Source organism: Flavobacterium procerum (genome assembly GCF_042431625.1).
Classification (GTDB): Bacteria; Bacteroidota; Bacteroidia; order Flavobacteriales; family Flavobacteriaceae; genus Flavobacterium; species Flavobacterium procerum.
In genome coordinates, this window is the sequence record NZ_JBHLYW010000007.1 from 153,214 (window position 1) to 165,665 (window position 12,452).

Below are 12,452 nucleotides of genomic sequence, written 5' to 3' on the forward strand. Positions count from 1 at the left end.
TTTTTTAACTAATTGGTAATTACAAATGTTTTAATAAGCTCTTTTACATCTTCTAAAAAACTTATGTAACCGAGAAGAATATCTTCTAGTGCAAGCTTGTAAGAATGAGTTGTATTATTATTCCGATTCGTTGGATATTGCAAAGCAAATACTATTGGCTCTTTTGCTCCTTGTCGATAATGGTCATCAGAATTTAATATTGAATGTTTATATGCATTTGCCACATCATTTAAAACTTTTAAATAATCTTTGTGCTCGGATAGAAGCTCGTGGAAGGAATGTGGTTTGTTTATAAAATGTCCTATGCAATCAATTTCCAATTCTTCAGGAAAAATTGAGTTATTTCTTTGATAATCTAAAATGTATAAAATCGTTGATAATTCGTCAGCAGATTTTTTTAACCAATAAATAATCTGTTCAGTTAAAAATTTATGTTTATATATAATTTTACTTCTTGCAAATGGTTTGTCAACTGTACTTTGTGGTAATTCAACTGGATATAAGTTTTGCAATTCAACAATTAAATCATTTACATTGTCAAATCTTTCAATCAATTGAAGCCATTTTAATTTAAAGTCACCAAAAGGTGTTATTGGTAAATCTAATAGGTCAGATTCTTTAGTTTCATTATTGTGTTGCTTTAAATTTTCAATAAGTGATAATTTCATAATTTCAATTAATTTTTATTATACAGGAAATAAAGATACAAATGATTAACTCAATATGTTATAATAAAAAATCCCGATGGCTAACGTATCGAGATTTTTGATAACATAAACTTAAATATGAAACTAGGTTATAAGAAACCCAGTTATTCAATTATAATTCAATGATTCATTTTGTAAACTAAAATCAAAAAGTTTTTACCTCACTTTTTTCATTAATGAAGTTAGTAGAAAAATTTGAAATATGATACTCAAGAAATTGAAAAAGAAGTAAAAGTAAAACGTTAATTTTGCATTTATAAACAAAAATGTATGAATGAAGAAGAACAAAGAAATATCGAGAATATAATAAAACGTAGCATTTTAAAAGGTGATAAATTTTTTAGTAATCGAGGTGAAGTACCTAAAAATCTATCTAAAGAATACACTGATTTAGTGATGAATTTGTTAATGAAATCAAACAAAGGAATTGCCAAAATTGACACTTTGGTGCTACGAGAAAATTCTATTCACGTTAGTATTAAACGTTTTTTTGAAATTGAATATTCTGTTAAAACAAAGCATTCAAAGATACTAGAGAAAACGGAACGTTATTATATTTTAGAAATTACAGAAAGTGGTAAAAGGGCTTTTGAATTGAATGCTACATATACAAACTTTAAAGTTCCAAGTCGTTTTAAAAGGTTTAGAGTTTGGTTTTCGAAAGCAAAAAAAGTAATTGGTAATTTTATGTTTACAAGTTTACCAAAAGGAGTGAAAACATTTTTAGATAGCGCTTTTGCTAAATCTATTTCATATCTAATAACGCTAGTCTCAATAACAGTCGCATTTATTGTTAACTGGGATAAAATTAAGGATTTTATAGATAAGCATTTCTAAAAAATATTTAAGCTATAAAATGATAAAACCCCTACAGCACTATAGGGGTTTATTTATAACAAGTGCTTGTTATAAAGAGAAAAAGCAACGCACTAGACGGGCGAAGTCTTTAAGCACGATTCAAAAATAGTCAAATCAATTTATTTTCTTTTAATTGAATAAAAATTTTCAATTAGGATTAAATTTTCAGTTGGAATATTTATAATATAAAAATCATAAACATCGCCACCTTCAACATAAACGTTTTTGTTTTCTTCAACTTCCATCAATAACTTTGCTGGATTATTAAGTAAAATATTGTTTCTATATATTGGTCTGTAGTCCATTCCAATAACTGATACATATTCATATTTCATTGGTCTTGAAATTAATCCTCTAATGTTTAAAAATAATTTAATGGGGTGTGCAATTTCTTTGCCTCCATAAGTTATAAAGACGCTTGCGAGAACTGTTTTAGCATCTAACTTGTTTATAATAATCCTCGATATAAATTGATTAAAGAGAGTTTTAAGCTCAGTTCTATTGTCTTTCGCATCGATAAGCATTTGTGTTGTTGTTTGCTTGTCGCTTTGTTTGTCCAATATCTTCTTATTTTGAAATATTTCTTCTTTTAATAAATCAATCTTAGTAGTAAGTTCAAATTCACTTTGATTAATTTCAGACTGTTTTTTTTCAAATGCATTAGAATCGATTTTATCAGCAAGATACAGGTCAAGTAAACGTTTCTTCTCGTTTTCTTTTTTTGCAACATCAGATTGAGCAATTTTTAAATCAATTTCAAGTGTGTTTATTTTTGTTTTTAACTCTTCAAAAATATCAACTTTATTCATTTGAATATAATTAGCTAACCTGCCGCTGCTTATAAACTCTTCATATATTGCAGATTCCAGCAGAGAAATATTAACACCAATATTACCACAATTGCCACCTTTGATAAGTCTTGAAGAACATATATAGACTTTATCGCCACCTTCAACTGGCTTAAATTTTGCAAAGTAATTGCGACCACAACAACCACAAATCAATAAGTCTTTAAGCAAATATGTATACGTAGTAAGATAGTTTCTATGCGTTTTTGTTACTGTAATTTCGTTGCATTCTCTAAAAAGCTGTTCTTCAATTATTGCAGGAGCTGGGTAAAGGTTTCCTTTAAATCTTCTTTGCCCATAATAGATTGAATTTTTAATTATCTTGTCGATTGCAACGTCTGTCCAAGTTACTTTATCTGCTGTTTTTTCCGTTTTATATTTCATTAACTGGTTACCAAAAGCCTTTTGTGTCCTTGTTGGAACTTCTTTGAAGTTTAAAATATTTGCAATTGCCTTAAATCCGTTTCCTTGCTTGTAAAGGTTGAAAATTTCTTTTATGATTTCTGCTTCTTCATCATTAATTATTAGCTTTTTGTTTTCGTCTTTAGTATAGCCATAAGGCAGGTTTTTTGAACCGCCAGCATTTCCATTGATAACGCTTTGTAGCAATCCTGATTTGCTACGTTTCTTCATTGTTTTGCTTTCGGAATCTGCAAACTCCATTAATACCTGCAAAATGATATTCATAGTTGAATCACGTTCTCCATTTTCATCAAGTGTTTGCTTGTTTATTGAAGTAATGAAAATTGGGATTTTCTTATCTGTTAGATTGTCTATAAGGCTTCTTGTTGCTCTAGGGTCACGACCAAGACGAGATATTTCTGTACAATAGATTTTTGAAAAATAAGTAGCATCATTTTCAATGATTGAAAGTAGTTTGCTCAACTGTGGTCTCGCTTCATTTTCTTTATATCCTGAAATTTGTTCAGCAAAGATTTCTATGTTATCTTCGGTATATAGATTTCCAATTGCAGTTTTGCAGTCACTTATTTGGCGTTGATAATCTTGTTTATCAATAGTTGAAACTCTAGCATATATTGCACATTTACCCATAAGTATCTATTTTATAGAAACAAATATAAACCACACATTTTACTTAAACAACAAACGTGGCGCTGGTAGGCGGCGGGAGTTATCCGCAACCGGGAGAAATTTCCATGGCGCATAATGGCGTTTTGTTTTTGGACGAATTGCCAGAATTTAAACGAGATGTTTTAGAAGTCATGCGCCAACCTTTGGAAGATAGAGAGGTTACGATTTCGCGCGCCAAATTTACGATTACGTATCCGTCATCTTTTATGCTGGTAGCGAGTATGAATCCGAGCCCGAGTGGATTTTTTAATGATCCAAGTATGCCAAATACTTCGTCGCCACACGAAATGCAGCGTTATATGAGTAAAATTTCAGGCCCGTTATTAGATCGAATTGACATTCATATCGAAGTGACACCCGTTCCGTTTGAAAAACTTGCCGATGATCGAAAAGCAGAAAGCAGTATCGAAATTCGCAAAAGAGTAACAGCAGCACGTGAAATTCAAACCAGTAGATTTCAGGAAATAGAAAATGTGCATTACAACGCTCAAATGAGCAGTAAACTCATTCGAGAATACTGCGTTCTTGATGATCAATCGAAAGAATTATTAAAAACAGCAATGGAAAGGCTTAATCTCTCCGCCCGTGCATACGACAGAATCCTGAAAGTTTCCAGAACAATCGCCGATTTAGATCATTCTCAAAACATTAATTCATCACATATTGCTGAGGCGATTCAATATCGAAGTTTAGATAGAGAAGGTTGGCTGGGATAATCTTTTCAAATTAAGATTCTAGTTTTAGCCACCATTTCATAGTTTTTAAGTTATCAATTTCGATTTGAGATAAATTTTTGGTTTCGTATTCTGTTAATACTTTTTTTAAAGTTGGGTCGCCATAGTTTTTCTGCATCCAAAATGAAGTTCAGGAACTTAACATCTAAAATGATTAGTGACGTGCTTGCCAATGTGAGTCAAATTTAAAGGGAAGTTAGTAAAAAGCTTCAGTCACAAGGAATTAAAATTGCTATTGCACAAAGGAAATTTAAGGGCAGGGTTAAACGTTCTTTTGCAAGTGAAGAAGTGTTGAATAAATATAAAAGCGTGGTAAAAGCGGTAAAGAAACCCTTGGGTTATCTTATAGAAAGATTGCCAGCATTGCGGATGTCAGTCTTGATACAGTACAAAAGGTGAAAGCTATACTAGAAAAATAAATGGTTACTTTGCATAGTATTCAAAATCATTTGCTACATAAGGCTTGGTTAAAACTCGGCCTAGTACTATTTGGTGAAAATTAATGTTTTGCTGGTTGCAAAATGCTATCATACCTTTTACAGCATTATCATAAGTTGTTGCTGTAACGGCGTATAAAATTTCATCTTCTAAGACAGTTTTGTTAAATTTTGTAATTCTAGTGTTATACTCTACAATTAACCCATCTTTAGAAACATCTTCAATGAAAAAATGATAGTCATTGTATTCTTCATTTGCCCAACCCTTTAATAAGTACTTCATAGTCTTTTTTTGTAAAGTTAAAAAGAATAACTGCTGATATTTCAAATGTCCTTCATTACTATAATTTAGATGGAAGTGGACTTCTTTTAACAATATCTGTTTTATTAGAACAGCATTGATAATCAGATTTGATAATGATTCTTCTTATTTGATTTATATTTTCGTTGAGCCTGTACTAATGTAATGTTCCAGTTCCAGAAATACTTCTCTAGTTGGTATGCTATCAAAATAGAATCCAGATATAAATTTAATGTCTTCATCAATATTAAATTTTTCTATTTCTAATAAACAATAAAAAAAAGTAGTCAGTTCTTCCTGGCTGTTAATTTTATCTTTCGATAGAATATTTTCAACAAAAAGTGTTTTCTGTGGTGTTCCCTTGTATAAGACGATTGTATACAAATTTGTTGAATAGAATGTTTCACTACCTGCAATTTCAATTATATCAATGATTAGTAAAAAGTCTGTTGCCTTGCTTTTAATTGTTCCTGTAATACAATAGTTTATAGTCATATCTTATAATTTATTGAGTGTTTGGTAGTATTTATAATACTACATTAAAAGTAACTATTGCTCTAAAACCATTTCTTCCGCCGTGTGCCTCAATTGTATTTGTAATTGATTGTCTTGTTGCATCATCAATTTCACCTTCAATATTGTACACAAATACATTGCTCAAGTTAGTAGAAAATTTTCTGCTTCTGGGAATAGTGATATCATTCTCTACTTCAGCAATTATTTCTATATCTTCCATAATTTTTTTTTAATTTAAAGTTAATTACTTTTGTTTTGTTCGATACTACAAATGTATTTTAAAGATTTCTTTTGTAAGGTATTGTATATGTGAAAAGAATGACAACACACACACACACACCAAGCTTGCTTTTGAGTATTTTAATGTAAGAATTATCTCTTTTTTTGCCTTTGCGGAAATTGAATAAGTATTTTCAATAAGAATTAGATTTTCAGTAGAAATGTTCATTATGAAAAAGTCATAAACATCGCTTACTTTCAACACATACTTCTTTATTTTCTTCAACTTCTAACAATACTTTAGATGGATTTTTAATATTTTTTTTTTCAATATAGTGGTCTGTAATCCATTCGACCGATTCATATTTCATAGGTTTTGATATTAATCGCATAGTGTTTAAAAATAATTTGAATGAGTGTTCTATTTCTTTTCCACCATAAGTTGTAGAAGTACTTGAGTTAATGTCGCAAGGTTTTCTAGGTCAGTTTTAGATTATTGCGAAATTATTTTTGCCTGTAAAATTTGCTCTAAATCTTGAATGCTTTTTTTGCTTTCTGCCTTAAATCCAAATGAAACCATTGCAGTACCAAAAAGCAACATTCCCAACGGAATTAACAATCCAGGAAGCGCTTCAAATATTGACTCATTACTAAATAGAACACTAAAAATCACTCCTAATAATGCTAGAGAAACACCACCAAGCCAAACAATCATAAACACTTTTACAAAAGAGTGCAACTGCATTTTTACATTTATCTTAGTGCCATTTATATCTTCTCTGATTTCTCCTGTTATAAGTGGTAAAAAAGAATTTCTATAAGTTATATTTTTTTTGATTTCGAATCTGTAATCGTAAATTTTTCCGAGATAAGGTTTTGAATAAGAATTATTGAATCCAAAACTAAATGATTTTTCAGGCTCGATTTCGTTCTGAAGATGTGTTGTAAGTTCTTGTCTGTTTAATGAAGAATGGTAGACTAAGTGTTCAAAAGGAAGTAGTTTTTTTAGCATATAGAATAAGAGAATTTATAGTATACAATTGAATGATAGATGGGGCAATTTATGCTATTTTCTAATTATTGGATAAAAGAATTTGAAAGCGTTTCCAACTGCAGGATGCAGAATTGATCCGTGATTTTCTTCTGGAAAATAATCAAAATAGACTTTAATGTTTTTGCTTTTTGATGCTTTTATTTTTTCGACTAATAAATTTGCATCTACTTCCATAACTCTCGGAATTTCAGTTGGAGTCAATCCTTCTTTTCCAACTGCGATATAGATTTCGGTTGGCTGTTCAAAGTTTTCCTGCAGGATTTTCGAATCCAGATTTAGCAAAGAGCCATTGTCCCACCATAAACTTGGACTAACAATAACATACTTGTTAAAAAGTGAAGGGTTTTTTAATAAAATTTCAGTTTCTAACAATCCTCCCAAAGATTGTCCGATGATAGTTTTAGACTCTGATGTTTTGAATTTATTATTGATAAAAGGCAGTAATTCTTTTTCTATAAAAGCGATAAATTTATCAGAATGTCCTGTTGTCGGAAAACGTTTTTTATCGTTTTGAACGGTTGTCGGAAATGTAAAATCTCTTTTTCTATCTACCGTTGCAATACCCACTACAATTGATTTAGGAACCTGATTTATCCATTCGAAACTATTAAACTGAACTAAACCAGTGATATGAATAAAATCTTCGTTGGCAGAACCATCCAATAAATATATAACAGGATATTTTATGTTTTCAGTAGGATTGTATCCTTCTGGAAGATAAATGTTTAGAATTCTATTTTCTCCTAATTCTTTTGATTGAATTTCTTCTATAAGACCCAATACAAATGGTTTGGCAGTTTCTGTGGTTTTAGTTTTCTTTTGGCTGAAAAGTAAAGATGAAGTGAGGAATAAAAAGGTAAAGGCAAGTAAACGATTCATTTAATTTGAGTAAAAGCGATTATGAAACGAAAATACGAATTTAATTACGTTTGACTTCTGATTTGTTTGGTAATCGCAAAAAAATCCCGCTTCATTTGAAACGGGATTATGTATTTTCTAAAATTGATTTTTATTTTGATTTTTCTGCAAAAATAGCATCCAAACCTTCCAATGCAATGGTAAAACCTTCTTTGAAACCCATCTGAATTGTCATTTCCAAATCAGATAATTTTTCATGTTTAATTATAACGTCTACAAAGGTAGAACCGTCTTTTTCAGAGAAATTTACATCCCAGTCAGAACGCGGAAATTCATTGTTTATATTTCCTTCGCTGTCGCAGAAAGCATCCAGCCATTTAAAATTTGTCTTTGGACTGATTGATGTAAAATCGGCCAAAGCCCAATGTTCTTCACCTTCAGGACCTACCATTGCATACAATCTGCGTCCGCCTTCTTTAAAATCCATGCTTTTGGTTCGTGATTTCCAGGGAGCGGGTGCCCACCACTGGTCTAAAATTTCCTGTTCTGTCCAAGCTGACCAAACTGCCGAAAGACCAGCATTAAATTCACGTTTTACATGTACCGTACTTGTTTCTTTGTTTACAGTAAAATCCATTAAAAGATTATTTTTCATAGTCTTATTATTTTAGGTTCGTTACAAACTTTATTTCTTTTTGTCTTCAAAAATTTTATCTAGACTTTCCATCGTTGCTGTGATTCCTTCTTTAAAGCCCATTTCTATAATTTTTTCCAATTCTTCCAAACTATCACGTTTAATTGTGATATCAACTAGAGTCAAATCACCTTTTTCAATAAAGCTGATATCCCAATAAGAACTTCCAAACTCTGAATTCGGATTTCCCTCGGCATCGCAAAAAGTGGTCGAATGTTTAAAATTTGTTTTCGGAGAAATCGAACTGTATTCAAAACAACTCCAACGTTTCTGACCATCTGGGCCAACCATAGTGTAAAGTCTTTTTCCTCCTTCTTTAAATTCCATTATTTTAGTTTCCGATTTAAACGGAGCCGGCGCCCACCATTGATCAAGAATTTCTTGTCTTGTCCATGCCGACCAAACATCTGAAAGCGGTGCATCAAATTCGCGTGTGATGTTCACCTTTTTATTTTCTTTATCAACCGAAAAATTCATTACAAGATTATTTCCCATTTTCTTTAGATTTTAAGTTTAATAATACCTGATCCAATTGACTAAAACGCTGTTCCCAAATCTTTTTAAACTGTTCTAGCCATTGATCAATTTCTTTCATTTTATCAATTTTTAATTGGTAGTAAATTTCCCTTCCCATTTTTTTTTCTTCCAGTAAATCACATTCACTCAAAATTTTAATGTGTTTAGAAACCGCCTGTCTTGTAGTGTCAAATTTTTCGGCAATCGCATTTGGTGTTAATGCGCTTGACGAAATTAGCACAAGAATTGCTCTTCGGGTCGGATCGGCTATTGCCTGAAAAATATCTCGCTTCATTTTTTTTAACTAATTACGCAACCAATAGGTTGCAAATATAAGCAACTTTTTGGTTGCGTTTCAATTTTTTATGATTTTTTTTTTTAACGTAATGAAAACAACTCGAACTTATGGTGTTGAATGCGTGAGGGATAGAAGCGGAAAGCCCACAGCCTGACGGAGGAAGGCGAGGACTTGTAGCGGATAGCCCGACCCGGAGGGACACGCCCAAAAAAAATCCCATTTGCTTCTCTACAAATGGGATTTGGTATTTTTATCGCCTAATCTGATTTTGAACAATAATACTTTTGAGTTTGGCTTTTAAATCTTCTCCTGTATCAAAAATCATTTGTTCGTTGTTTGGGAAAGCAACCGAGCCTTTACTGAAATATCCCATATAATCTTGGTCGCAGGCGCTTCGGTCTCCTTTATAGGTCGAATAAATATTTTCGAAAACATATTCGCTCGTTACCGGAAAAGTCTGCACAAGCTGATTGGTTTTCAAATCTACATAATCGACTTTTGCAGATACAAAACACGATTTAAACTGTCTTGACTCGTAGACATTGGCACGTAATGTTTTGTAATTGTCGACTTTTATTTCTTTTCCTGAACTATCTTTTACGGGTTTGCCACGACTGTCCAAAAGCGTTTTTTCACCATCTTTTATCTGTTTTTCTTTAATAAACTCACGTTCTTTAATTTGTTCTGGAGAAATAGCGATTTGCACAAAATTGATGATCAGGCTGTAATCGTAAACTATGTTTTTTTGTCTAGCGCTATGATAAACCGTCCATTTGTCGTTTAGTCCGTAGGTTTTAAAATCCAATAAATCTTCCTGTAGCATTCTCGGAATCACCAAATCGGTTTGGTTGGTTGCATAAACGTCTACATAGTCGGTTCCTTTTGCCAGTGCGCTCTCCATCAGTTTTTTGGCGTCTTTGTAATTTGGACTCAGATTTTCCAAATAAGCTAAATCGTCATAGGCTTTTCTGAAATCAAGTTTGTTTTTTGATTTTAAAAGTGCCTGAGCATTCTCATACAAATATTTTGCAAAAGCATTTTTACTCTTTACAATCTGATCCGAATAATTATCGAAGACAAAAACAGCCTCTCTTCCTTGCTTTAATAAACGAAGTGGCAATATCGGACGTATTTTTTCTTGACGGTTGTTGAGCTGCAGATAGGTATTAAAAATGCTTTTTAAGTTTGCCTTATTCTGCTCTTTTTCCATCATATCAATATTTCTCAAATCACGTTCTTTGGCTTTCGCAAAAGCTTCTTCGAGCATATACACGTACTCCTGTTTTCCTTTTGAATCTTTTTTGGTTCGCAAGGCTTCTACAGAACGTTCAATAGCGGCATCATAATTTCCGTCGCTCAGCAAAGACTGCGTAGTTTTGACACCGCAGGAAACAGCAAGAAAAAATAGAGAAAACAGTAAAGTAATTTTTTGCATAAGACTCAGTTTTGAAGGTGTAAATATATCTTTTTTAACATTCAACAACTATGCCTTTTTCCAAATTTATTTTAAGAAGCAGCAACTATCATTTTCATAATCGCGCGCAGTCCCGCTTTCCGCTGCAATCTTTTGTGGCCTCGTTAAAGAAACGAGGCCACAAAAGGATTTCCGCTTCAATCGGGGCTATAAAAGGAAGTCTATTTTTCAGAAGAAAACTCAATATTTATCAACTTGAACATTTTAGCAGCTGGGTCAAATTCATAATTCATTGTATTTCCTTTAAAACAATCCTTGTATTCTTCTAGATAATAATTGTGTACTTTTATCTTTTTGGTGCCAATATAGGAGTAATCAAATAGAAGTCGGTTATCGTTAAAATATTCCATGCATTTTTCATCGTCTGGATCAATTAACAACTCGGTTGTAGAATGATCAAATAAATCGTTGAATGGGATAGCGGTAAGTTGGCCGTTTTCATATTCAAAAGCACGAAAAGTGCTGCCGTCTCCAACTCTATTTTCTGCTAGTACAATATAATTATTCGTTTTAACTTTATAGATAGACAAAACCCAAGATCCGTCTACTACCGCAATTTGGAGCGCATTGGGAGTAATTAAGGAGTACTTCCATAAAAAACGGGTAGCGACTATATAATTGTTTTTCTTTACTTTATTTACCAATTCGATTCGGTCGTTTTTTGGCCATTCCCAGCTAGAAAAGCTACTGTCGGGCAAAATGGTTAAAATAGTAAATAGGTTTTTATGTTCGTCGTACTTTATTTTTAAAGTATCTGGCACATCTGGAGCGTTTTCATCAGTTTCTACATTTGCCTGAACTTCTTTTTGTGGAATTTGGACTTCTTTTTTTTCTTCTTTTTTACAGGAAAATAAAACAAGAGCTACAAGGCATAAAAGAGGATATTTCATTTTAGAGATTTGGTGTAGTTATTTTAAAGATTAATCAGGTATTTTTTTATACTCAAAAGTTCCAACTTGAGGAGTTGTTATTATACGTTTTTGACTATCAAAATAATCTATTTTGAAGGTAACGGGAAGTATTACAGAAATTATAGTTAACTCAGAATTGTCTTGAGAAAGTTTCCATTTTGCTTTGTGCGATTCATTTCCGATAACGCTTTCAAAATCGCCATTTTCTTTAAAAACCTGAAAAACCTGATCGGTCTTAAAATGTTTCTGAATGTCTTTTTCTTTTCCATTCTTGGTCCACTTCACTAATTGCCATTTCCCAATGAGTTCTTTTGAAGTTTGTGCAGATGCTGTTAAGCCAAGAAGAATAACGAAAACTAAGAGTAATTTTTTCATTTTGAGTGGATTAAAGTTCTAAATAAATGTACGATTTTTTTTATTTTAGAATACAAAATGATATTAAATTCAGCCTGCAATTTGGATTACTTTAATTAAGCAACAGTTTTTTAATCAACACAATTTGTCCTAAATGATAATAACTGTGCTCAATCATACAGTCAATATTTCTTCTGTAAGAGCCATATTTTTCGTCTACAAAACCTTCTTCGAGTTTTTCGTCTGGCATTTGTTCAACTAAATTGGCAAATTCTTCAGCACTGTTCCAAAATTTGGTTAGAAAATTTCCCCATTCTTCCTGCGAAGAAATAGGAGGAAAGTCAAAACTGAATTTATCCTTTATGTCTAATGCGCCTCCTTTAAAAACGGTATTTATTCCGTCAATATAATAATGAATATGTTGTGCCAGAACTGCAATAGTATTGAGATTTTGAATAGGAGTTACCGCAATTTTCCAATCCAAATTTTCGAGCTGATCTTTGTAATTGGTATTGGCAACCCAGGTTCCGTTTAGGATAATTTCTCTAAAACGATTTGCAATTTCTGTGGTACTTTTCATA

General features: G+C 31.9%; 16 protein-coding genes and 1 pseudogene. 2 read left to right on the plus strand and 15 right to left on the minus strand.

Features of this window, described 5'->3' with window-relative positions; all coding sequences use genetic code 11:
* Positions 1-8: 8 nt before the first annotated feature.
* Entirely contained in the window at positions 9-668 is a 660-nt protein-coding gene (locus ACFFLS_RS06210) for a hypothetical protein (RefSeq protein ID WP_379685671.1), read from the minus strand.
* A 309-nt stretch (positions 669-977) separates the two neighbouring features.
* Between ACFFLS_RS06210 and ACFFLS_RS06215 the strand changes: the two genes are divergently transcribed.
* Positions 978-1,544, plus strand: coding sequence for a hypothetical protein (locus ACFFLS_RS06215; RefSeq protein ID WP_379685672.1), 567 nt, complete (start codon positions 978-980; stop codon positions 1,542-1,544).
* 140 nt (positions 1,545-1,684) lie between these two features.
* Here ACFFLS_RS06215 and ACFFLS_RS06220 read toward each other — a convergent pair whose 3' ends face one another.
* Entirely contained in the window at positions 1,685-3,466 is a 1,782-nt protein-coding gene (locus tag ACFFLS_RS06220; RefSeq protein WP_379685673.1) for a recombinase family protein, read from the minus strand.
* A 50-nt stretch (positions 3,467-3,516) separates the two neighbouring features.
* Between ACFFLS_RS06220 and ACFFLS_RS06225 the strand changes: the two are divergent.
* Positions 3,517-4,221: pseudogene (locus ACFFLS_RS06225) on the plus strand (YifB family Mg chelatase-like AAA ATPase); the annotation flags it as partial.
* 10 nt (positions 4,222-4,231) lie between these two features.
* Here the strand turns inward: ACFFLS_RS06225 and ACFFLS_RS06230 are convergent.
* From ACFFLS_RS06230 to ACFFLS_RS06290, 13 genes are all read right to left on the minus strand, one after another.
* The gene (locus tag ACFFLS_RS06230) at positions 4,232-4,357 is read right to left on the minus strand and encodes a hypothetical protein (protein ID WP_379685674.1); all 126 of its coding nucleotides are present in this window, start codon (positions 4,355-4,357) and stop codon (positions 4,232-4,234) included.
* A 305-nt stretch (positions 4,358-4,662) separates the two neighbouring features.
* Positions 4,663-4,959, minus strand: a complete 297-nt coding sequence (locus tag ACFFLS_RS06235; RefSeq protein ID WP_379689247.1) for a hypothetical protein — start codon at positions 4,957-4,959, stop codon at positions 4,663-4,665.
* Between the two features lie 153 nt (positions 4,960-5,112).
* Positions 5,113-5,472: a hypothetical protein gene (locus ACFFLS_RS06240; protein ID WP_379685676.1), complete on the minus strand. Its 360-nt coding sequence runs from the start codon at positions 5,470-5,472 to the stop codon at positions 5,113-5,115.
* 31 nt (positions 5,473-5,503) lie between these two features.
* On the minus strand, positions 5,504-5,713 hold the full coding sequence (locus tag ACFFLS_RS06245) for a hypothetical protein (protein WP_379685677.1): 210 nt from the start codon (positions 5,711-5,713) through the stop codon (positions 5,504-5,506).
* A gap of 492 nt (positions 5,714-6,205) precedes the next feature.
* Positions 6,206-6,724, minus strand: a complete 519-nt coding sequence (locus ACFFLS_RS06250) for a hypothetical protein (RefSeq protein ID WP_379685678.1) — start codon at positions 6,722-6,724, stop codon at positions 6,206-6,208.
* Between the two features lie 54 nt (positions 6,725-6,778).
* Positions 6,779-7,645, minus strand: coding sequence for an alpha/beta hydrolase (locus ACFFLS_RS06255; RefSeq protein ID WP_379685679.1), 867 nt, complete (start codon positions 7,643-7,645; stop codon positions 6,779-6,781).
* A 130-nt stretch (positions 7,646-7,775) separates the two neighbouring features.
* The gene (locus tag ACFFLS_RS06260; RefSeq protein WP_379685680.1) at positions 7,776-8,279 is read right to left on the minus strand and encodes an SRPBCC family protein; all 504 of its coding nucleotides are present in this window, start codon (positions 8,277-8,279) and stop codon (positions 7,776-7,778) included.
* 30 nt (positions 8,280-8,309) lie between these two features.
* On the minus strand, positions 8,310-8,813 hold the full coding sequence (locus ACFFLS_RS06265) for an SRPBCC family protein (RefSeq protein WP_379685681.1): 504 nt from the start codon (positions 8,811-8,813) through the stop codon (positions 8,310-8,312).
* A complete protein-coding gene (locus ACFFLS_RS06270) occupies positions 8,803-9,129 on the minus strand; it encodes an ArsR/SmtB family transcription factor (protein ID WP_379685682.1) in 327 nt (108 codons plus the stop codon). Before ACFFLS_RS06270 ends, ACFFLS_RS06265 begins: the two co-directional genes overlap by 11 nt.
* A 253-nt stretch (positions 9,130-9,382) precedes the next feature.
* Positions 9,383-10,567, minus strand: a complete 1,185-nt coding sequence (locus ACFFLS_RS06275) for a hypothetical protein (RefSeq protein WP_379685683.1) — start codon at positions 10,565-10,567, stop codon at positions 9,383-9,385.
* A 200-nt stretch (positions 10,568-10,767) separates the two neighbouring features.
* On the minus strand, positions 10,768-11,496 hold the full coding sequence (locus tag ACFFLS_RS06280) for a hypothetical protein (protein WP_379685684.1): 729 nt from the start codon (positions 11,494-11,496) through the stop codon (positions 10,768-10,770).
* A gap of 30 nt (positions 11,497-11,526) precedes the next feature.
* Entirely contained in the window at positions 11,527-11,892 is a 366-nt protein-coding gene (locus tag ACFFLS_RS06285) for a hypothetical protein (protein WP_379685685.1), read from the minus strand.
* 91 nt (positions 11,893-11,983) lie between these two features.
* Positions 11,984-12,451 (minus strand): DinB family protein, encoded by a 468-nt coding sequence (locus ACFFLS_RS06290; protein ID WP_379685686.1) that lies wholly within the window; start codon positions 12,449-12,451, stop codon positions 11,984-11,986.
* Position 12,452: the final 1 nt, after the last annotated feature.